Origin of the sequence: Streptomyces sp. 3MP-14 (assembly GCF_006334905.2) — a bacterium.
Lineage (GTDB): Bacteria > Actinomycetota > Actinomycetes > Streptomycetales > Streptomycetaceae > Streptomyces > Streptomyces triticirhizae.
Map to the genome: position 1 here is coordinate 227,274 of NZ_VDLZ02000006.1, position 20,133 is coordinate 247,406.

At 71.4% G+C, this 20,133-nt stretch carries 17 protein-coding genes; 14 read left to right on the top strand and 3 right to left on the bottom strand.

The genetic code is table 11. The annotated features are described in order from the left end of the window. Nucleotides 1–745 precede the first annotated feature (745 nt). Nucleotides 746–1,591, bottom strand: a complete 846-nt coding sequence (locus FH609_RS11875) for a C40 family peptidase (protein WP_139667210.1) — start codon at nt 1,589–1,591, stop codon at nt 746–748. Nucleotides 1,592–1,867: 276 nt separating this feature from the next. Further along, nucleotides 1,868–2,653 (bottom strand): sulfite exporter TauE/SafE family protein, encoded by a 786-nt coding sequence (locus FH609_RS11880; RefSeq protein WP_139667209.1) that lies wholly within the window; start codon nt 2,651–2,653, stop codon nt 1,868–1,870. A gap of 424 nt (nt 2,654–3,077) precedes the next feature. Between FH609_RS11880 and FH609_RS11885 the strand changes: the two genes are divergently transcribed. The 14 genes from FH609_RS11885 to nuoN are packed head-to-tail and all read left to right on the top strand — an operon-like array spanning nt 3,078 to nt 19,284. Beyond that, nucleotides 3,078–3,437 carry an NADH-quinone oxidoreductase subunit A gene (locus FH609_RS11885; protein WP_122184107.1) on the top strand — a complete coding sequence of 120 codons (360 nt, stop codon included), beginning with the start codon at nt 3,078–3,080 and terminating at the stop codon, nt 3,435–3,437. Nucleotides 3,438–3,485: 48 nt separating this feature from the next. Continuing rightward, nucleotides 3,486–4,040, top strand: a complete 555-nt coding sequence (locus FH609_RS11890; protein WP_122184106.1) for a NuoB/complex I 20 kDa subunit family protein — start codon at nt 3,486–3,488, stop codon at nt 4,038–4,040. A gap of 50 nt (nt 4,041–4,090) precedes the next feature. Beyond that, nucleotides 4,091–4,798, top strand: a complete 708-nt coding sequence (locus FH609_RS11895; RefSeq protein WP_264372759.1) for an NADH-quinone oxidoreductase subunit C — start codon at nt 4,091–4,093, stop codon at nt 4,796–4,798. After that, on the top strand, nt 4,795–6,129 hold the full coding sequence (locus FH609_RS11900) for an NADH-quinone oxidoreductase subunit D (protein WP_405378912.1): 1,335 nt from the start codon (nt 4,795–4,797) through the stop codon (nt 6,127–6,129). The genes FH609_RS11895 and FH609_RS11900 overlap by 4 nt, the downstream gene beginning before the upstream one ends. Further along, a complete protein-coding gene (nuoE, locus tag FH609_RS11905) occupies nt 6,126–6,974 on the top strand; it encodes an NADH-quinone oxidoreductase subunit NuoE (protein WP_139667206.1) in 849 nt (282 codons plus the stop codon). The genes FH609_RS11900 and nuoE overlap by 4 nt, the downstream gene beginning before the upstream one ends. After that, entirely contained in the window at nt 6,974–8,332 is a 1,359-nt protein-coding gene (gene nuoF / locus FH609_RS11910; RefSeq protein WP_139667205.1) for an NADH-quinone oxidoreductase subunit NuoF, read from the top strand. The genes nuoE and nuoF overlap by 1 nt, the downstream gene beginning before the upstream one ends. Next, a complete protein-coding gene (locus tag FH609_RS11915) occupies nt 8,329–10,857 on the top strand; it encodes an NADH-quinone oxidoreductase subunit G (protein ID WP_139667204.1) in 2,529 nt (842 codons plus the stop codon). The genes nuoF and FH609_RS11915 overlap by 4 nt, the downstream gene beginning before the upstream one ends. Continuing rightward, nucleotides 10,857–12,239, top strand: a complete 1,383-nt coding sequence (gene nuoH / locus FH609_RS11920; protein WP_139667203.1) for an NADH-quinone oxidoreductase subunit NuoH — start codon at nt 10,857–10,859, stop codon at nt 12,237–12,239. Before FH609_RS11915 ends, nuoH begins: the two co-directional genes overlap by 1 nt. Next, nucleotides 12,232–12,882, top strand: coding sequence for an NADH-quinone oxidoreductase subunit NuoI (nuoI, locus tag FH609_RS11925; RefSeq protein ID WP_139667202.1), 651 nt, complete (start codon nt 12,232–12,234; stop codon nt 12,880–12,882). Before nuoH ends, nuoI begins: the two co-directional genes overlap by 8 nt. Continuing rightward, the gene (locus FH609_RS11930) at nt 12,879–13,862 is read left to right on the top strand and encodes an NADH-quinone oxidoreductase subunit J (RefSeq protein ID WP_139667201.1); all 984 of its coding nucleotides are present in this window, start codon (nt 12,879–12,881) and stop codon (nt 13,860–13,862) included. The genes nuoI and FH609_RS11930 overlap by 4 nt, the downstream gene beginning before the upstream one ends. Beyond that, nucleotides 13,859–14,158, top strand: a complete 300-nt coding sequence (gene nuoK / locus FH609_RS11935; RefSeq protein WP_122185449.1) for an NADH-quinone oxidoreductase subunit NuoK — start codon at nt 13,859–13,861, stop codon at nt 14,156–14,158. Before FH609_RS11930 ends, nuoK begins: the two co-directional genes overlap by 4 nt. 14 nt (nt 14,159–14,172) lie before the next feature. Beyond that, nucleotides 14,173–16,068, top strand: coding sequence for an NADH-quinone oxidoreductase subunit L (gene nuoL / locus FH609_RS11940; RefSeq protein ID WP_139667200.1), 1,896 nt, complete (start codon nt 14,173–14,175; stop codon nt 16,066–16,068). Between the two features lies 1 nt (nt 16,069). After that, complete coding sequence (locus FH609_RS11945; RefSeq protein ID WP_139667199.1) at nt 16,070–17,686, top strand: NADH-quinone oxidoreductase subunit M; 1,617 nt, start codon at nt 16,070–16,072, stop codon at nt 17,684–17,686. After that, the gene (gene nuoN / locus FH609_RS11950; protein WP_139667198.1) at nt 17,683–19,284 is read left to right on the top strand and encodes an NADH-quinone oxidoreductase subunit NuoN; all 1,602 of its coding nucleotides are present in this window, start codon (nt 17,683–17,685) and stop codon (nt 19,282–19,284) included. The genes FH609_RS11945 and nuoN overlap by 4 nt, the downstream gene beginning before the upstream one ends. Nucleotides 19,285–19,393: 109 nt before the next feature. Here the strand turns inward: nuoN and FH609_RS11955 are convergent, their stop codons facing one another. Then, nucleotides 19,394–20,047 (bottom strand): hypothetical protein, encoded by a 654-nt coding sequence (locus FH609_RS11955; protein WP_139667197.1) that lies wholly within the window; start codon nt 20,045–20,047, stop codon nt 19,394–19,396. Nucleotides 20,048–20,133: the final 86 nt, after the last annotated feature.

Genomic DNA, 20,133 nt, shown 5'->3' on the forward strand with positions numbered 1-20,133 from the left:
GCGACGCACACGGCGCCGGATCGCCGTCCCGTGGACGAGCGTTGCTTCGCGCGACGCTGCGACGCCACTGTCACGTCGTGCCGGACGGGTACCGCGTTCCGCGACCGCGCGCGATGCGCCGCCGGCGCCGCGCGCACCGAACCCGCAGCTTCGCGCTGACCGAACCTGCAACTTCGCGCCGGGGGAGCCGCGCTCCCCGCGCGCCAGGCGCGCGGGCTCTCCTTCCGCGCCCCCGGCGCGAAGCGCCAACGGCGCTCCGCTGCCGCGCCGGAGGCAACCCCCGCTGGAAGCGTTCCGCTTCGCGGCGGAGACAACCCGCGCCGGAAGCGCTGCGCTTCGCCCGTACCGCGCGCAACGCGCCGTACCACGCACTACGCGGCGCACCACGGGCCCCGCGCACCACGCGCCGTGTGCCGGCGCCTCGCAAGGACGCGCCGGCACGGCGCACCATGCGCCTTCGTGCCGGACACGCGCCGCACATCGCGCGCACCACGCGCTTCGTGCCGCACATCGCGCGCGCACCACGCACCACGCGCCTCCGGCGCGAAGCGCCAACGGCGCTCCGCTGCCGCACCGGAGGCAGCCCGCGCCAACGGCGCTCCGCCCCGCGCGGGACGCGGCATCGGCGCGGCGCCCTGCGCCGCGCCTCCGCAAGCTCGCCGGAGGCAACCCGCGCCGCGCCTCCGCAAGCTCGCCGGAGGCAACCCGCGCCGCGCCTCCGCAAGCTCGCCGGAGGCGAGCCCCGTCAGAGGACGCGGACCGCGCCCGACGGGGCGTCGTAGCTGAGTTCGCGCTCGACGACGCCCGTTGAGGCGTTCTGGGCGCCGACGAACGTGCCGTTCCCGGTGTAGATGGCCACGTGGTAGGCGCTGCCGGGGCTGGAGCCCCACCACAGGATGTCGCCGGCCTGGAGGGCGTCGAGGGAGACCTGGGTGCCGGCGGCGGCCTGGTCGCCGGAGACGCGGGGCAGGGAGATGCCCACGTGTTGGAAGGCGGCCTGCACGAGCCCGGAGCAGTCCCAACTGTCAGGACCCGTCCCGCCCATCACATAGGCGTCGCCGAGCTGGGAGCGGGCGAAGTCGAGGACCGCCGCCGCGCCGCCGGAGGGCGCGGGCGCGGAGAGGGTGCTGACCTCGGGGGAGTTCGCGGCCTCGGCGGCCGACTCGTTCGCCGCCTCCTCGGCGGCGGCGCGCTCCTCGGCCAGCGCCGCCTCCTCGGCGGCCTGGCGCGCCGCGGCCTCCTCGGCGGCGCGCTGTTCGGCCTCCGCGCGCTGCTCGGCGGCCGTGCGCTGCGCGGTGACGATGGCGCGTTCCTGGGCCCAGGCCAGGGCCTGTCGCTGTTCGGTGTGGGTGGCCAGGTCCTCGGTGGCCTGGGCGGCGCGGGAGCTGCTGGTGGCCAGGGCGGCGCTCACCACGGGCAGTTCGCCGGTGGACTCGGCGGGCTGCTCGGTCGCGGAGGCGGGTCCGGCCGTGCCGGTGACCGCGACCGTGCCGACCACGCCGGAGAGGACGCCGCCGCGTATGAGGCGCAGGCCAACTGTGCGGGAGGTCCGGGGTTTGCGGTGCCGACCTCGGTAACGGATTGGGGACATGAGGACATTGGCTATCAGCCATCGGGCTTTCAACTCAATCGCCGTGGTATCGGCCACATTCGACGTGTACGCGACGAGTTCACGGCCCATATGCCCGAAGTGTCGGTTCGTCGGGAAGTTGATCTTTGGCGCCAATTCACCGCGCTGTCCTGCGGATTGTCCGATTCTCGGGCATCCGGCGAGGGGCTAACACGCGGGGCCCTCGGGAATCAATGTTGCCCACTCGTTACCGATTCGCGCTGTGGCGGACCTCACGCCCGTGGTAGACGCACAACGTCAGCCCCACCACTGGTCGTAGGCGAGCCGCCCGACCAACGCGACGACCACCACCAGCAGCACGATCCGGACGAAGCCGCTGCCCCGGCGCAGCGCCATGCGGGCCCCGGTCCAGCCGCCCGCCATGTTGAACAGGGCCATGGCGGGCGCCAGTTGCCACAGCACCGTGCCCTGGCCGGCGAAGACGGCCAGCGCGCCGAGGTTTGTTCCGACGTTCACGATCTTGGCCGTCGCGGTCGCGCGCAGCATCGACATGCGCAGCAGCCCAACAAGACCGATCACCAGAAACGTTCCGGTGCCCGGCCCGATCAGCCCGTCGTAGAACCCGATGCCCACCCCCACCAGCAGCAGCGCGCCCACCCTGCGGGCGATCGAGGGCGGCGGCCCCGCCCCCTCCTCCGCGAGCCCGAAGCGCGGCCTGAGCACCACGAACGCCGCCACCCCCAACAGCACGACCATGATCAGGGGTTGCAGCGTCTCCTTCTCCACCGCCGAGGCGAACAGCGCGCCGCCCGCCGCCGAGAGCAGCGCGAGGCCGCCCAGCCGCAGCGCCAACGCCCGGTCGAGCGGCGCCTTTCGGGCATAGGTGACGGCGGCGATGGAGGTTCCGGTGACGGCGACCGCCTTGTTGGTGCCCAGCGCGTAGGTCGGCGGGCTGTCCGGGAGGCCGAGCAGCAGCGCCGGAAGCAGCAGCAGCCCGCCGCCCCCGACCACCGCGTCGATCCACCCCGCGAGCGCCGCCGCGAGGCACAGCAGCACGGCCGTGGTGAGGGTTATGTCTGACACGTGGGGTCACCCTAGGTTGACGGCCGTGCCCGGTCGAACCCGCCCTGGTGCGCGTCCGCGTCTCCCCGACACCGCTCTGACCTGCGCTATAGCACCGCACTATGTCTTTCGCGAATTTGCTTGGCCGCTACATCAAGTGATAGGCGGCCGGCCGTCGAGCGCCCCGGCGGGTCACCGCCAGATCCCCGGATAACCGTCGGAATCAGCACATGGTCGCCGTGCCATGACGTGCGGTGAAAAGTCCGCTCCCGGGGCCCGTTGGTGGAAATGGACGGGTGGGAGAGATCACAGACTTGATGGGGCACCCCGTGTCGAAGGTCACAGGCCTACGGGCATAGGATGGCGCGCAGCCTTGTGAACTGACTCACATAGCGATGATCTTCGTGGTAGCGCAGTCGCCGACGACTGGAAGGAGCGAGGTGGCGTGAACGCGTATGTGCCGATCCTCGTACTTGGGGCCCTAGCAGCGGGATTCGCCGTCTTCTCCGTGGTCGCAGCCGCGCTGATCGGCCCCCGGCGCTACAACCGCGCCAAGTTGGCCGCGTACGAGTGCGGTATCGAGCCCACCCCGCAGCCGGCCGACGGCGGTCGCTTCCCCGTCAAGTACTACCTGACGGCGATGCTGTTCATCATCTTCGACATCGAGATCGTCTTCCTCTATCCGTGGGCCGTGCAGTTCGACGCCCTCGGGATGTTCGGCCTCGTGCAGATGCTGGTCTTCGTCGGCCTGATCGGCGTCGCCTACGCCTACGACTGGCGACGGGGAGGTTTGGAGTGGGACTGAGGACTCCGGATCGACGACCACGACGACGCGAGGAAGGGCACTGACAACATGGGCCTCGAAGAGAAGATCCCCAGCGGGTTCCTGCTCAGCACCGTCGAGCAGATGGCCGGCCTGGCCAGGAAGTCCTCCATCTTCCCCGCCACCTTCGGGCTGGCCTGCTGCGCCATCGAGATGATGACCACCGGCGCCGGCCGCTACGACCTGGCGCGCTTCGGCATGGAGGTCTTCCGAGGCTCGCCGCGCCAGGCCGACCTGATGATCGTCGCGGGCCGGGTCAGCCAGAAGATGGCGCCCGTCCTCCGCCAGGTCTACGACCAGATGGCCAACCCCAAGTGGGTCATCTCGATGGGCGTCTGCGCCTCGTCCGGCGGCATGTTCAACAACTACGCGATCGTCCAGGGCGTCGACCACATCGTCCCCGTGGACATCTACCTGCCGGGCTGCCCGCCGCGCCCCGAGATGCTGATGGACGCGATCATCAAGCTGCACGCCAAGATCCGCGAGGAGAAGCTCGGCGTCAACCGCGAGCAGGCGGCCCGCGAGGCCGAGGAGGCCGCGCTGAACGCCGTGCCCACCATCGAGCTGAAGGGCCTGCTGCGGTGAGCGCCCAGGGCGACGCGAACCGACGCGTGAACGAGGACGAGAACGCGAACGTGAACGAGAACACGAGCACAAGCGGCGTCCCCGCGCCCCGGGGCGAGGGCGAGCCCATCGCGCGCCGGCGCGGCATGTTCGGCGCCAACAACGGCGGGGACACCAGCGGTTACGGCGGACTCGCCAGGACCGTCCGGATGCCGGGCGCCAGCCAGCGTCCCTACGGCGGCTACTTCGACGAGGTGGCCGACGAGTTGGAGGGCGCGCTGGAGGAGCAGGGCGTCGACCCCGAGGCGGCCGTCGAGAAGACGGTGGTGGACCGCGGCGAGGTCACCTTCCACATCGCCCGCGAGCACCTGCCGGTGGTCTGCCGCACCCTCCGCGACGACCCGGCGCTCCGCTTCGAGCTGTGCACCGGCGTGAGCGCCGTGCACAACCCCGAGGACAGCGGCCGCGAGCTGCACGCGGTGTACCACCTGCGGTCGTTGACCCACGGGCGGCTGATCCGCCTGGAGGTCAGCGTGCCCGACAGCGACCCCCACCTGCCGTCGGTCGTCGAGACCTACCCGACCAACGACTGGCACGAGCGCGAGGCGTACGACTTCTTCGGGCTCGTCTTCGACGGGCACCCGGCGCTCACCCGGATCATGATGCCCGACGACTGGCAGGGCTTCCCGCAGCGCAAGGACTACCCGCTCGGCGGCATCCCCGTCGAGTACAAGGGCGCCCAGATCCCGGCACCCGACCAGCGGAGGTCGTACAGCTGATGACCACACACGCCACCCGGCCCGCCGAGGCCAGGGAGACCACCGAAGGCACGGTCTACACCGTCACCGGCGGCGACTGGGACGAGTTCGCCGCCGCCGTCGAGTCCGCCGACGACGAGCGGATCGTCGTCAACATGGGCCCCCAACACCCGTCCACACACGGGGTGTTGCGGCTGATCCTGGAGATCGACGGCGAGACGGTCACCGAGGCGCGCGCCGGCATCGGGTACCTGCACACCGGGATCGAGAAGAACCTGGAGTACCGCACCTGGTCCCAGGGCCCCACCTTCGTCACGCGCATGGACTACCTCACGCCGTTCTTCAACGAGGCGGCGTACTGCCTGGGCGTGGAGAAGCTGCTCGGCATCACCGACGACGTCCCGGACCGGGCCAGCGTCATCAGGGTGCTCCTGATGGAACTGAACCGCCTCTCCTCGCACTTCGTGGCGATCGCCACCGGCGGCATGGAGCTGGGCGCCACCACCGTGATGATCTACGGCTTCCGCGACCGCGAGCTGTGCCTGGACATCTTCGAGCTGATCACCGGCCTGCGGATGAACCACGCCTACATCCGCCCCGGCGGCCTCGCCCAGGACCTGCCGCCCGGCGCGGTGGACGCGCTGCGCGAGTTCGTGAAGACCATGCGGAAGAACCTGCCGGAGTACGACAAGCTCTGTACCGGCAACCCCGTCTTCAAGGCCCGCCTGAAGGACGTCGGTTACCTCGACCTCGCCGGCGCGCTGGCGCTCGGCGCCACCGGCCCCATCCTGCGCTCCGCCGGACTGCCGCACGACCTGCGCAAGTCCGACCCGTACTGCGGCTACGAGAACTACGACTTCGAGGTCCCCACCACCGACACCTGCGACTCCTACGGCCGGTTCCTGCTGCGCCTGGAGGAGATGCGCCAGTCGCTGCGGATCGTCGAGCAGTGCATCGACCGGCTGGAGCCGGGCCCGGTGATGGTCGCCGACAAGAAGATCGCCTGGCCGGCCCAACTCGCCCTGGGCCCCGACGGCCTGGGCAACTCGCTGGACCACATCAAGAACATCATGGGCACCTCCATGGAGGCCCTGATCCACCACTTCAAGCTGGTCACCGAGGGCTTCCGGGTCCCGGCCGGCCAGGTCTACACGGCGGTCGAGTCCGCCAAGGGCGAGCTGGGCGTGCACATGGTCTCCGACGGCGGCACCCGCCCCTACCGCGTGCACTTCCGCGACCCGTCCTTCACCAACCTCCAGTCCATGGCGGCGATGTGCGAGGGCGGCATGGTCGCCGACGTCATCGTCGCGGTGGCGTCCATCGACCCCGTGATGGGAGGCGTTGACCGATGACCGCCACCGCTGAGGGCCACGGGGTGCCGCTGGGGATGCCCCAACTCCCCGCGCCCGCCTACCCGGACGACGTCCGCGCCCGGCTGGAGGCCGACGCCGCCCAGGTCGTCGCCCGCTACCCGGACAGCCGCTCCGCGCTGCTGCCGCTGCTGCACCTGGTGCAGTCCGAGGAGGGCTATGTCACGCCCACCGGGATGCGGTTCTGCGCCGACGTGCTCGGGCTGACCACGGCCGAGGTCACGGCCGTCGCCACCTTCTACTCGATGTACCGGCGCCGGCCCTCCGGCGACTACCAGGTCGGCGTCTGCACCAACACGCTCTGCGCGGTGCTCGGCGGCGACGCCATCTTCGAGGCGCTCCAGGAGCACCTCGGCGTCGGCAACGGCGAGACCACCGAGGACGGCAAGGTCACGCTGGAGCACATCGAGTGCAACGCGGCCTGCGACTTCGCGCCGGTGCTCATGGTCAACTGGGAGTTCTTCGACAACCAGACCGTCGAGTCCGCCAAGCGCCTCGTCGACCGGCTGCGCGCCGGCGAGGAGGTCGCCCCGACCCGGGGCGCCCCGCTCTGCGACTTCAAGCGCACCGCCCGCATCCTCGCCGGCTTCCCCGACGAGCGGCCCGGCGCGGTCGCCGCCGGCGGCAGCGCCGGGCCGGCATCCCTGGCGGGCCTCAAGCTCGCCAAGGGCGAGGAGGGCCCGCGCTCCGTCGTCTCCCCCCGGCACCCTGACGTGCCCGACCAGGAGGAGCCGGCCAGCCACCCCAGCTCCCATGACGCCCCCCAGCAGACTTCGGCCTCGGACCCGGAACACCCCGCAGGGCCCACCGCCGAGGAGGGTGAGTGATGACCGTGACCTCCGACGACGTCCAGCAGACGAGCCCGCAGAAGCTGCTGTCCCCGGTGCTCTCCGCGTTCTGGGACCAGCCCAACTCCTGGACCCTGGAGGTCTACCGGGAGCACGGCGGCTACCGGGGCCTGGGCAAGGCGCTGGCGATGGCCCCCGACGACGTCATCGCCTATGTGAAGGAGGCGGGGCTGCGCGGCCGGGGCGGCGCCGGCTTCCCGACCGGGATGAAGTGGCAGTTCATCCCGCAGGGCGACAACAAGCCGCACTACCTGGTCGTCAACGCGGACGAGTCCGAGCCCGGGACCTGCAAGGACATCCCGCTGCTCTACGCCAACCCGCACTCCCTCATCGAGGGCATCATCATCGCCTGCCACGCGATCCGCTCCAACCACGCCTTCATCTACCTGCGGGGCGAGGTCGTGCCCGTGCTGCGCCGGCTCCAGTCGGCCGTGGCCGAGGCGCACGCCGCCGGCTACCTGGGCAAGGGCGCGCTCGGCGAGGGCGGTGACCTGGAGATCACCGTGCACGCGGGCGCCGGCGCCTACATCTGCGGCGAGGAGACCGCGCTGCTGGACTCCCTGGAGGGCCGTCGCGGACAGCCCAGGCTGCGTCCTCCCTTCCCCGCCGTGGCGGGCCTCTACGCCTGCCCCACCGTGGTGAACAACGTCGAGTCCATCGCCTCGGTTCCCGCCATCATCGACCAGGGCAAGGACTGGTTCCGCTCGATGGGCAGCGAGAAGTCCCCCGGCTTCACGCTCTACTCGCTCTCCGGGCACGTCGCCAGGCCCGGCCAGTACGAGGCACCGCTCGGCATCACCCTGCGCGAACTGCTCCAGCTCAGCGGCGGGATGCGCCCCGGCCACCGGCTCAAGTTCTGGACGCCCGGCGGCTCATCGACGCCGCTGCTGACCGACGAACACCTCGACGTCCCGCTGGACTACGAGGGCGTCGGCGCCGCCGGCTCCATGCTGGGCACCAAGGCCCTCCAGTGCTTCGACGAGACCACCTGCGTGGTCCGCGCCGTCACCCGCTGGACCGAGTTCTACGCGCACGAGTCCTGCGGCAAGTGCACCCCCTGCCGCGAGGGCACCTACTGGCTGGTCCAGCTGATGCGCGACATCGAGGCAGGCAAGGCCCTGCTCAGCGACCTGGACAAGATCGCGGACATCGCCGACAACATCAACGGCAAGTCGTTCTGCGCCCTCGGCGACGGCGCGGCCAGCCCGATCTTCTCCTCGCTCAAGTACTTCCGCGCCGAGTACGAACAGCACATCACCGAGCGCGGCTGCCCCTTCGACCCCGCCAAGTCCACCGCCTGGTCGGACAGCGCAACCCCCCAGGAGGTGAACGCATGACGGTCACCACCGACGCCAAGAGCGGTGGTGGGCAGGCAGCCAAGCCGCCCGCGACCGATCTGGTCACCCTGACCATCGACGGCATCGAGATCTCCGTGCCCAAGGGCACCCTGGTCATCAGGGCGGCCGAGCAACTCGGCATCGAGATCCCCCGGTTCTGCGACCACCCGCTGCTGGACCCGGCCGGCGCCTGCCGGCAGTGCATCGTCGAGGTCGAGGGCCAACGCAAGCCGATGGCCTCGTGCACCATCACCTGCACCGAGGGCATGGTGGTCCGCACCCAACTCACCTCGCAGGTCGCCGAGAAGGCCCAGCGCGGCGTGATGGAGCTGCTGCTGATCAACCACCCGCTCGACTGTCCGGTCTGCGACAAGGGCGGCGAGTGCCCCCTCCAGAACCAGGCGATGTCGACGGGCGACCCGGAGAGCCGCTTCGACGGGGTCAAGCGCACCTTCGCCAAGCCGGTCCCGATCTCCGCCCAGGTGCTCCTGGACCGCGAACGCTGCGTGCTGTGCGCCCGCTGCACCCGCTTCTCCAACCAGGTCGCCGGCGACCCGATGATCGAACTCCTGGAACGCGGCGCCCTCCAGCAGGTCGGCACCGGCGAGGGCGACCCGTTCGAGTCGTACTTCTCCGGCAACACCATCCAGATCTGCCCGGTCGGCGCGCTGACCTCGGCCGCCTACCGCTTCCGCTCCCGCCCGTTCGACCTGGTCTCCTCGCCCAGCGTCTGCGAGCACTGCGCCGGCGGCTGCGCCACCCGCACCGACCACCGGCGCGGCAAGGTCATGCGCCGGCTGGCCGCCGACGACCCGCAGGTCAACGAGGAGTGGATCTGCGACAAGGGCCGCTTCGCCTTCCGCTACGCCCAGCGCCCCGACCGGCTCACCACCCCGCTGGTGCGGAACGCCGAGACCGGCGAACTCGCCCCCGCCTCCTGGCCGGAGGCGCTGCGCGCCGCCGCCGCCGGGCTGGCCGGCGCCCGGGAGCGGGCCGCCGTGCTCACCGGCGGCCGGCTGACGGTCGAGGACACCTACGCCTACGCCAAGTTCGCGCGGGTCGCGCTGGCCACCAACGACATCGACTTCCGCGCCCGGGTGCACAGCGCCGAGGAGGCCGCGTTCCTGGCCAGCCAGGTCGCCGGCCACGGCGTCGACCTCGACGGCGCCGGCGTCGACTACGCCTCGCTGGAGGCGGCGCCGGCCGTGCTGCTCGTCGGTTTCGAGTCCGAGGAGGAGGCGCCCGGCGTCTTCCTGCGGCTGCGCAAGGCGCACCGCAAGCGCGGCCAGCAGATCTTCTCCATCGCCAGTCACATCACCCGTGGCCTGGCCAAGACCAACGGCACCCTGCTGCCGGCCGCGCCCGGCACCGAGCCCGACTGGCTGGACGCGCTGGCCGGTTCGGACCCGGCGCTGGGCGCCGAGGGCCGGGCCGCCGCCGAGGCGCTGCGCGCCGACGGCGCGCTGATCGTGGTCGGCGAACGGCTCGCCGGGGTCGCCGGCGGCTACACGGCGGCCGTGGCCGCCGCCGCTGCGACCGGCGCCCGCCTGGTGTGGATTCCGCGCCGCGCCGGCGAGCGCGGCGCGATCGAGGCGGGCGCGCTGCCCGGGCTGCTGCCCGGCGGCAGGCCCGAGTCGGACGCCGAGGCCAGGGCCGAGATCGCCGCCGCCTGGGGCGTTCGGGCGCTGCCCGAGCGGGCCGGCCGCGACACCGCCGGCATCCTGGCGGCGGCCGCCGCCGGCGAGTTGGCCGCCCTGGTGGTCGCCGGCGTCGAGGTCGCCGACCTGCCGGACCCGGCCGCCGCCCGCGCCGCGCTGGACACGGTCGCCGAGGGCGGCTTCCTGCTCAGCCTGGAGCAGCGCCCCTCGGAGGTGACCGAACGGGCCCACGTGGTGCTGCCGGTCTCCGCCGTCGTCGAGAAGGACGGCACGTTCCTCAACTGGGAGGGCCGCGCCCGGCCGTTCGCCGCCGCCATCAAGCCCGACCAGATGACCAGGCGCCAGACCCTGCCGGACGCCCGCGCCCTCCAGATGTTGGCCGACGCGCTCGACGTGCACCTGGGCCTGCCCGACCTGCCCACGCTGCGCGCCGAGTTGGACGGGCTGGGGGAGTGGCGGGGCGCCCTGCCGCTCGGGCCCACGGCCACCCCGACCGAGCTGCCCAGGCCCGAGGCCGGCGAGGCCGTCCTCGCCGGGCACCGACTCCTGCTGGACCAGGGCCTGATGCAGCAGGGCGACGACGCCCTCGCCGCCACCCGGCACGCCGCCGAGGCCAGGCTCTCCCCGGCCACCGCCGCCGAGGCCGGCGTCGCGCCCGGCGACCGGCTCGCCGTCACCGGCCCCGCCGGCACGGTGACCCTGCCGCTGCGGGTCACCGAGGAGCTGCCCGACCGCGTGGTCTGGCTGCCGCTCAACTCCGTTGGCGGCGGCGCCTACCAGGACCTGGGCGCCCGACCGGGCGAGCTGGTCCGGGTCGCCGCCCCTAGCTCGGCCGCTTCCCCGGCCACCGAGGAGGTGAACGCGTGATGCGTGCGGAGACCCTGGCCCAGGGCCTCGCCGAGGAGACCGACCTGTCCATGTTCGGGCAGGACCCGTTCTGGCTGATCCTGATCAAGGCCGTCTTCTGCTTCGCGTTTCTGCTGGGCACCGTGCTGATCAGCATCGTGATGGAGCGCAAGGTGCTCGGCTGGATGCAGCTGCGCATCGGCCCCAACCGCGCCGGCCCCTGGGGGATGCTCCAGTCGTTGGCCGACGGCGTCAAGCTGATGTTCAAGGAGGACATCATCGTCAAGGGCGCCGACAAGGTGCTCTACGTTCTGGCGCCCATGCTGGCCACCATCCCGGCGCTGATGGCCATCGCGGTGATCCCCTTCGGCCCGGCCGACGACCCGGTGAGCATCTTCGGCACCGAGACGGTGCTCCAACTCACCGACCTGCCGGTCGCGTTGCTCTACGTGCTGGCCACGGCGGCCATCGCCGTCTACGGCACGGTGCTCGCCGGCTGGTCGTCGAACTCGACGTACCCGCTGCTGGGCGGCGTGCGGGCCACGGCGCAGATCATCTCCTACGAGGTCGCCATGGGCCTCAGCTTCGCCGCCGTCTTCCTCTACTCCGGCTCCATGTCCACCTCGGGCATCGTCGCGGCGCAGGAGGACCGCTGGTTCATGGTGCTGCTGCCGGTGTCGTTCCTGATCTACATGGTCGCGATGGTCGGCGAGGCGCACCGCCCGCCGTTCGACATGCCGGAGTCCGAGGGCGACCTGGTCGGCGGGTACCTCACCGAGTACTCGTCCATCAAGTTCGCCTTCTTCATGATGTCCGAGTACATCCACACGGTGACCGTCTCCGCCCTGATGGTGACGCTCTTCCTGGGCGGCTGGCGCGCACCGGCGCCGCTGAGCTTCTGGGAGGGCGCCAACTCCGGCTGGTGGCCGATGCTCTGGTTCACCGTGAAGCTGGTCGCGGTCATCTTCTTCTTCATCTGGATCAGGGCCTCGCTGCCCCGGGTCCGCTACGACCAGTTCATGGTGCTCGGCTGGAAGGTCCTCATCCCCATCGCGCTGGTCTGGCTGATGCTGGTCGCCACCGTGCGCGCGATGCAGAACGAGGGCTACGACTTCCAGGACGTCGTGATGTGGGTGGCCGGCGGCGTGTTGGCACTGCTGCTGGTCTCGCTGGTCGTCGACTTCCTGCGGGACCGCTCCGACCAGCGCGAGGAGGCCGCGCGGGCCGACGAGCCCGAGGAGCCGTTCGACCCGATGGCCGGCGGCTACCCCGTGCCACCGCTGCCGGGGCAGACCCTGCCGCCGGTGCCCCGCCGCCCCTCGCGGGCCCGGCGCTCCCAGGAGGACGGCGCCGAGGAGAAGGCGGCCATCACGACCGAAGGAAAGGAGGGCGACGATGCCTGAGTTCCAGAATCCCGTGGCCGGCTTCGGCGTGACCTTCAAGGCCATGTTCAAGAAGCGGCTGACGGAGCAGTACCCGGAGGAGAAGAAGCCGACCGCGCCCCGCTTCCACGGCCGTCACCAGCTCAACCGCCACCCGGACGGGCTGGAGAAGTGCATCGGCTGCGAGCTGTGCGCCTGGGCCTGTCCCGCCGACGCCATCTATGTGGAGGGCGCGGACAACACCGAGGAGGAGCGCTACTCCCCGGGCGAGCGCTACGGCCGCGTCTACCAGATCAACTATCTGCGCTGCATCCTCTGCGGGCTGTGCGTCGAGGCGTGCCCCACCCGCGCGTTGACCATGACCAACGAGTACGAGTTGGCCGACCGCAGCCGCGCCTCCCTGATCTACACCAAGGAGGAGCTGCTGGCCGGCCTGCGGGACGGCATGGTCGAGGCGCCGCACGCGATGTACCCGGGCACCGACGAGCAGTCGTACTACCGGGGCGAGGTCACGGGCGCCGCGCCCGGCACGGTCCGGCAGGTCGCCTACTCCAAGGGCGAGACGCCCGAGGGCCGCGAGGCGGACGACGCGCTGGCGGCGGCCTCCCGGCTGACCGACCCGGCCGCCGGGCCCGACGCGGGCACGACGGAGGTGCGGGCATGAGCGCGCTCGCGTCGCTGGCCGCCGAGACCTCCACCTCCACCGGGGAGGCGGCGCAGTTCTGGGTGTTGGGGCCGCTGGCGCTGCTCGGCGGCCTGGGCACCGTGCTGATGCGGCGCGCGGTCTACTCCGCGCTCTGCCTGGCCGGCACGATGGTGATCCTGGCGCTGTTCTATCTGTCCAACGGCGCCTACTTCCTCGGCATGGTGCAGATCGTCGTCTACACCGGCGCCGTGATGATGCTCTTCCTCTTCGTGCTGATGCTGGTCGGGGTCTCCTCGACCGACTCGCTCAAGGAGACGCTCAAGGGCCAGCAGTGGTTGGCCGCCGCCTGCGGCCTGGGACTTGGCCTGCTGCTGGTCTCCGGCATCGGGCAGGCGTCGACCGGCTCGTTCACCGGGCTCGGCCAGGCCAACGCGGACGGCAACGTCCAGGGCCTGGCCTCGCTGCTGTTCACCCGCTACGTGGTGGCGTTCGAGGTCACCGGCGTGCTGCTGACCATCGCGGCCGTCGGCGCCACGCTGCTCACCCACCGGGAGCGGCTGGAGCGCGCCAAGTCGCAGCGCGAGCAGGCCGAGGCGCGGGTCCGCGAGAACAAGCACCTGCCGCCGCTGCCGGCGCCCGGCGTCTACGCCCGGCACAACGCAGTCGACCTGCCCGGCCTGTTGCCCGACGGCAGCCCGTCCGACCTGACCGTCAACCCCACGCTCCGCGCGCGGGGTCAGATGCGTGAGGTGCACCGGGACGCGCTCAACGCCGTCCGCGCGCTGGAGCAGCGCGCCAACCGCCACCACGGCCGCCCGGAGAACCCCGGCGTCCCCGCCGGCCACGGGACCAACGGCGCGAACGGCAACGGCAACGGTGCGAACGGCAACGGCGCGAACGGGGTCAACGGCAAGGGCCTCGCCAAGGGTTCGGCCGACGCCGCCGGTGCCGCCGACGAGGGAGTCGCCGCCACGGACGCCGAGGAGGCCAGGAAGTGAACCCGGAGAACTACCTCTATCTCTCGGCGCTGCTCTTCACCCTGGGCGCCTGCGGCGTGCTGCTGCGGCGGAACGCGATCGTGGTGTTCATGTGCGTGGAGCTGATGCTCAACGCGGCCAACCTGGCGCTGGTCACCTTCTCCCGGATGCACGGCAACCTCGACGGCCAGATCCTCGCCTTCTTCGTGATGGTGGTGGCGGCGGCCGAGGTCGTCGTCGGGCTGGCGATCATCGTCACGGTCTACCGCTCCCGCCACTCGGCCTCGGTTGACGACGCCAGTCTGATGAAGCTGTAAGGGGACAGGTACCAGTGGAGTCAATGATCGGACTGCTCGTCGGCGCGCCGCTCCTCGGCGCCGCCGTGCTCCTGGTGGGCGGGCGCCTCCTGGAGAGGACGGGCCACTGGCTGGCGACGGCGCTCGCCGCCGTCTCCCTCGTCCTCGCCGTCACGCTGTTCCTCGACATGCTGGGCCGCGAGGGCGAGCAACGCGCCCTGCACCAGCACCTGTTCAGCTGGATTCCGGTGGCCGACCTCCAGGCGGACGTCGCGTTCCGGCTGGACCAGCTGTCGATGACCTTCGTGTTGCTGATCACGAGCGTGGGCACCCTGATCCACCTCTACTCGATCGGCTACATGGCGCACGACCCGCGCCGGCGGCGGTTCTTCGCCTATCTCAACCTGTTCCTCGCGGCGATGCTGCTGCTGGTGCTGGCCGACAACTACCTCCTGCTCTACGTGGGTTGGGAGGGCGTGGGCCTGGCCTCTTTCCTGCTGATCGGGTTCTGGCAGCACAAGCCGAGCGCGGCGACGGCGGCCAAGAAGGCGTTCGTGGTCAACCGGGTCGGCGACGTGGGCCTGTCCATCGCGATCCTGCTGATGTTCACCACGTTCGGCACCTTCGCCTTCGAGCCGGTGCTGGCCAACGCGAACGAGACCGGCGAGGGCACCCTCACCGCGATCGGCCTGATGCTGCTGCTCGCGGCCTGCGGCAAGTCGGCCCAGGTGCCGCTCCAGTCCTGGCTGGGCGACGCGATGGAGGGCCCGACCCCGGTCTCCGCGCTGATCCACGCCGCGACCATGGTGACCGCGGGCGTGTACCTGATCACCCGCTCCGGGGCGATCTTCAACGCGGCGCCCGACGCGCAGACCGTGGTGATCGTCGTCGGCGCGGTGACGCTGCTCTTCGGTGCGATCGTCGGTTGCGCCAAGGACGACATCAAGAAGGCGCTGGCCGGCTCGACCATGTCGCAGATCGGCTACATGATGCTGGCCGCCGGGCTCGGACCGATCGGCTATGTCTTCGCGATCATGCACCTGGTCACCCACGGCTTCTTCAAGGCGGGGCTCTTCCTCGGCGCCGGCTCGGTCATGCACGGCATGAACGACGAGGTGGACATGCGCCGTTACGGCGGCCTGCGGAAGTACATGCCGATCACGTTCGTCACGTTCGGCCTCGCCTATCTGGCGATCATCGGCTTCCCCTACCTGTCCGGCTACTTCTCCAAGGACGAGATCATCTACGCCGGGTTCAGCCAGGGCGGCACCGAGGGCTGGATTCTGGGCGGGGTGATGCTGCTGGGCGCGGCGCTCACCGCCTACTACATGACGCGGATCATGCTGCTGACGTTCTTCGGCGAGAAGCGCTGGCAGCCGGACGCCCACGGGCACGAGCCGCACCCGCACGAGTCGCCGCTGTCCATGACCATCCCGATGATGGTGCTGGCGGTGGGCTCGGTCGGCGCCGGCTTCTTCTTCGACTCGGGCGAGCGGTTCGTCCACTGGCTGGAGCCGGTCACCGGCCTCGGCCACGGGGACTCCCCGGTCAGCCACGGCACGGTCGCGCTCGCCGCGACCGGCGTGATGCTGCTGGGCGTCGTCGGCGCCTGGTGGCAGTACGGGCGCCGGCCGGTGCCGGTGGTGGCGCCGAGCGGCCGGTGGATCACCCGCGCCGCCCGACGCGACCTGCTCCAGGACGACTTCAACCACGCGGTGCTGGTCAGGCCGGGCAACTACCTCACCCGTGGCCTGGTCTACCTCGACCACAAGCTGGTGGACGGCGTGGTGAACGGCACGGCGGCCTCCGTCGGCGGGCTGTCCGGCCGGCTGCGGCGGGTCCAGAACGGGTTCGCGCGCTCCTACGCGGTCTCGATGTTCGGCGGCGCGGCCGTGCTGGTCGCCGCGACCCTGCTGATGAGGGCGGTCTGACATGTCATTTCCCCTGCTGACGGCCACGGCCCTGACGCCGGCCATCGGAGCCGTCGCCACGGCGGCCGTTCCGGCGGCGCGGCGCACCGTGGCCAAGTGGCTGGCGCTGCTGTTCTCGTTGGCGACGGTCGGCTTCGCGGCCGCCGTGCTGCTGCGGTTCGACACCGGCTCGGGCGCCGACCGCTACCAGCTGACGGAGTCCAGGTCCTGGATCGAGGACTTCGGGGTCCGCTACGAGCTGGGCGTGGACGGCATCGGCGTGGCGATGATCGCGCTGACCGCCGTGCTGATCCCGTTCCTGATCGGCGCCGGCTGGCACGACGCGGACCCCAGGGAAGGGGAGGCGCCGGCGACCCGGCGGTGGCGGCCCACCCAGGGCTTCTTCGCGCTGATCCTGATGGTCGAGGCGATGGTCATCCTGTCGTTCGCCGCGACCGACATCTTCCTCTTCTACATCTTCTTCGAGGCCATGCTCATCCCGATGTACTTCCTCATCGGGGGCTTCGGGGACCGCGCCGGCGAGCAGGACACCGAGGAGGGGCAGGCGCGGCAACGGTCCTACGCCGCCGTCAAGTTCCTGCTGTACAACCTGGTCGGCGGCCTGGTGATGCTGGCCGCCGTGATCGGGCTCTATGTCGCCACGGCCGACCAGCTGCCCGAGGGCACCTTCTCGTTGCAGGCGATCCTGGAGGCGCGGTCCGCCGGCGAGCTGGACTTCGGGACGGCCACCGAACGCTGGCTGTTCCTCGGCTTCTTCGTCGCCTTCGCGATCAAGGCGCCGCTGTGGCCGCTGCACACCTGGCTGCCCAACGCGATGGGCGAGTCGACCGCGCCGGTCGCCGTGCTGATCACCGCCGTGGTGGACAAGGTCGGCACCTTCGCGATGCTCCGCTTCTGCCTGGGCCTCTTCCCCGAGGCCAGCGAGTGGGCGACGCCGGTGGTGATCGTCCTCGCGCTGGTCAGCATCATCTACGGCGCGCTGCTGGCGCTGGGCCAGCGGGACATCAAGCGGCTGATCGCCTACGCGTCGATCAGCCACTTCGGCTTCATCGTGCTGGGCATCTTCGCCATGACCAGCCAGGGCCAGGGCGGCGCGACGCTGTACATGGTCAACCACGGCGTCGCGACGGCCGCGTTGATGCTGGTCGCCGGCTTCCTGATCGCCCGGCGCGGCTCGCGCCTGATCAGCGACTACGGCGGCGTGCAGAAGACCGCGCCGGTGCTGGCCGGCACGTTCCTGGTCGGCGGCCTGGCGACGCTGTCGCTGCCGGGGCTCGGCCCGTTCGTCAGCGAGTTCCTGGTGCTGGTCGGCACGTTCAGCCGCTACAAGGCGGCCGGGATCGTGGCCTGCGCCGGCATCGTGCTGGCGGCGCTGTATGTGCTGATCCTCTACCAGCGCACCATGACCGGGCCGCTCAAGCCGGGCCTGGAGAAGCTGCCGGACCTGAGGGCGCGGGAGCTGACGGTGGTGGCCCCGCTGATCGCGCTGCTGATCTTCCTCGGCGTCTACCCGCAGCCGCTCACCGACATCGTCAACCCGGCGGTCGAGCACACGCTCTCGGACGTGGACCAGTCGGACCCCGAACCTGAACTGCCCGCAGTGGAGGCCGCACCGTGAACGACTTGCAGGCCCCGGACATCGAATGGGTCGCGCTCTCGCCGAGCCTGATCGTGTTCGGCGCCGCCATCCTTGGCGTGCTGATCGAGGCGTTCCTGCCTCGTAAGCAGCGGTACTACGCGGAAGTGGCCGTCTCCACCCTGGCGTTGGCCGGCGCGTTCGCGGCCGTCGTCGGCCTCGCGGCCGGCGGGCACGCGAGCAGCGAGGCGCAGGTCGCCGGCATGGGCGCGCTGGCGGTCGACGGACCGGCGCTGTTCCTCCAGGGCGTGATCACCCTGGTCGGCCTGGTGTCCGTGTTCCTGTTCGCCGAACGGCGCCTGGAGCCGGCGCTGCACGGCGCCTCGGTGGACTCCTTCGCCGCCGCGCCGGCCGCCGTGCCGGGCGGCCCGGCGGAGAAGGAGGCGGTCAGGGCGGGCTGGACCACCACGGAGATCTTCCCGCTGCTGCTCTTCGCGGTCGGCGGGATGCTGCTCTTCCCGGCGGCCAACGACCTGTTGGTGCTGTTCATCGCCCTTGAGGTGCTGTCGCTGCCGCTCTACCTGCTGTGCGCGATGGCCCGCAGGCGGCGGCTGCTCTCCCAGGAGGCGGCCGTCAAGTACTTCCTGCTGGGCGCGTTCGCCTCGGCGTTCCTGCTCTTCGGCGTGGCGCTGCTCTACGGCTACGCGGGCACCGTCTCCTACTCCGGCATCGCCGAGGTGGTCAGCGGCGAACCGGGCGCCATCGAGCCCGGGTTGGCCGGCACCATGGGCAACGACGCGCTGCTGCTGATCGGCGGGGCCATGCTGGTGATGGGCCTGCTGTTCAAGGTGGGCGCCGTGCCGTTCCACATGTGGACGCCGGACGTCTACCAGGGCGCGCCGACGCCGGTCACCGGCTTCATGGCGGCGGCCACCAAGGTCGCCGCGTTCGGCGCGCTGCTGCGGCTGCTCTATGTGGTGCTGCCCGGCCTGCGGTGGGACTGGGAGCCGGTGCTGTGGGGCGTGACCATCGCCTCGATGGTGGGCGGCGCGATCGTCGCGATCACCCAGACCGACGTCAAGCGGCTGCTGGCCTACTCCTCCATCGCGCACGCCGGGTTCATCCTGGCCGGCGTGGTGGCGGTGACGGAGGACGGGGTGTCCTCGGTCCTCTTCTACCTGGGGGCCTACTCCTTCGTCACGCTGGGCGCGTTCGCCGTGGTGACGCTGGTGCGGGACTCGGGCGGCGAGGCGACGCACCTGTCCAAGTGGGCGGGGCTCGGGCGGCGTTCGCCGCTGCTGGCCTCGGTCTTCGCGCTGTTCCTGCTGGCCTTCGCCGGCATCCCGCTGACCTCGGGCTTCGCCGGCAAGTTCGCCGTGTTCCGGGCGGCGGCCGACGCCGGGGCCATGGGCCTGGTGGTGGTCGGCGTGCTGGCGTCGGCGATCGCCGCGTTCTTCTACGTCCGGGTGATCGTGCTGATGTTCTTCAGCGAGCCCAAGGCGGACGGCCCTTCGGTGGTCATCCCCAGCCCGTTCACCAGCACGGTCGTCGGGCTGGCGGCCGTGGTCACCATCGTGCTGGGCGTCGCCCCGCAGTACTTCCTGGACCTGGCCGGCCAGGCGGGGGTGTTCGTGCACTGACGCCGCCGGCGCCGCGCCGCGCCGCCCGGCTCGACGGAGAACGGCCCGGCCCCGCCTCGTGCGGGGGCCGGGCCGTTCGGCGTCCGGGGAGTTGGGCTCGGAGGTCCGCTCAGAGGTCCAGCGAGTCGTCCTGGCCGGCGTCCCCGGGCAGCTCGGGCAGCTCGCCGTCCTCGGGCAACTCCGGCAGCAGCTCGGAGAGGTCGGGCAGCTCCTCCAGGCCGGGGATCTCGGAGGGGTCGGGCAGCCCGGGGAGTCCGGGGAGTTGGGAGAGTTCCGACAGCATTCCCAGGTCCGACACGTCCGTCACGGGGGCGTAGGTCTCCTCGGTGCCGGAGGCCCAGGCGACCTGGAGGTCGCCGCTCTCCGGCGCCAGCGTCGCCTCGGTCCACTCGGACGAGCCGTCCTGGCACTCCAGGGTCAGCGCGGCGCCGCTGATCGCGCCCATGCAGAAGGTGGGGGCCTCGGACTCGGCGCCCGTGGCGAACATCGCGCTGCCGGCGTCGATGACCAGCACGCTGTCGCCGGTCTCCGTGCCCGTGCTCCAGAGGCCGTTCAACTCCTCGGGCGAGACCTCGCGTTGGGCGTCGGCGTCTCCGTCCTGCTGGCCCTGTTGGTCCTGTTGGTCCTGCTCGCGCTCCTGGTCGAGGAGGGCGCCGGCGTCCCCGCCGCCCCCGCAGGCGCCGAGCAGCAGCACGGCGGCGACCGCCGCGCCCGGCGCCGCGAGGCGTGGCAGGACTCCCCTGGTACTCCGCGTTCCGCGCATCTGTCTCCCCCAACTCGCCGTGGAAGGTTGGTCTGACGGCCGGTGGGACGGGGCGTCCGCCGGCTTCTGCGTTCAGCGTAGACGCC

What these genes read in the sequence shown, in the direction of transcription:
- FH609_RS11875 (WP_139667210.1), bottom strand. Translation starts at nt 1,591, where the DNA reads ATGTCCCCAATCCGTTACCGAGGTCGGCACCGCAAACCCCGGACCTCC.
- FH609_RS11890 (WP_122184106.1), top strand. Translation starts at nt 3,486, where the DNA reads ATGGGCCTCGAAGAGAAGATCCCCAGCGGGTTCCTGCTCAGCACCGTC.
- nuoE (WP_139667206.1), top strand. Translation starts at nt 6,126, where the DNA reads ATGACCGCCACCGCTGAGGGCCACGGGGTGCCGCTGGGGATGCCCCAA.
- nuoF (WP_139667205.1), top strand. Translation starts at nt 6,974, where the DNA reads ATGACCGTGACCTCCGACGACGTCCAGCAGACGAGCCCGCAGAAGCTG.
- FH609_RS11915 (WP_139667204.1), top strand. Translation starts at nt 8,329, where the DNA reads ATGACGGTCACCACCGACGCCAAGAGCGGTGGTGGGCAGGCAGCCAAG.
- nuoH (WP_139667203.1), top strand. Translation starts at nt 10,857, where the DNA reads ATGCGTGCGGAGACCCTGGCCCAGGGCCTCGCCGAGGAGACCGACCTG.
- nuoI (WP_139667202.1), top strand. Translation starts at nt 12,232, where the DNA reads ATGCCTGAGTTCCAGAATCCCGTGGCCGGCTTCGGCGTGACCTTCAAG.
- FH609_RS11930 (WP_139667201.1), top strand. Translation starts at nt 12,879, where the DNA reads ATGAGCGCGCTCGCGTCGCTGGCCGCCGAGACCTCCACCTCCACCGGG.
- FH609_RS11945 (WP_139667199.1), top strand. Translation starts at nt 16,070, where the DNA reads ATGTCATTTCCCCTGCTGACGGCCACGGCCCTGACGCCGGCCATCGGA.
- FH609_RS11955 (WP_139667197.1), bottom strand. Translation starts at nt 20,047, where the DNA reads ATGCGCGGAACGCGGAGTACCAGGGGAGTCCTGCCACGCCTCGCGGCG.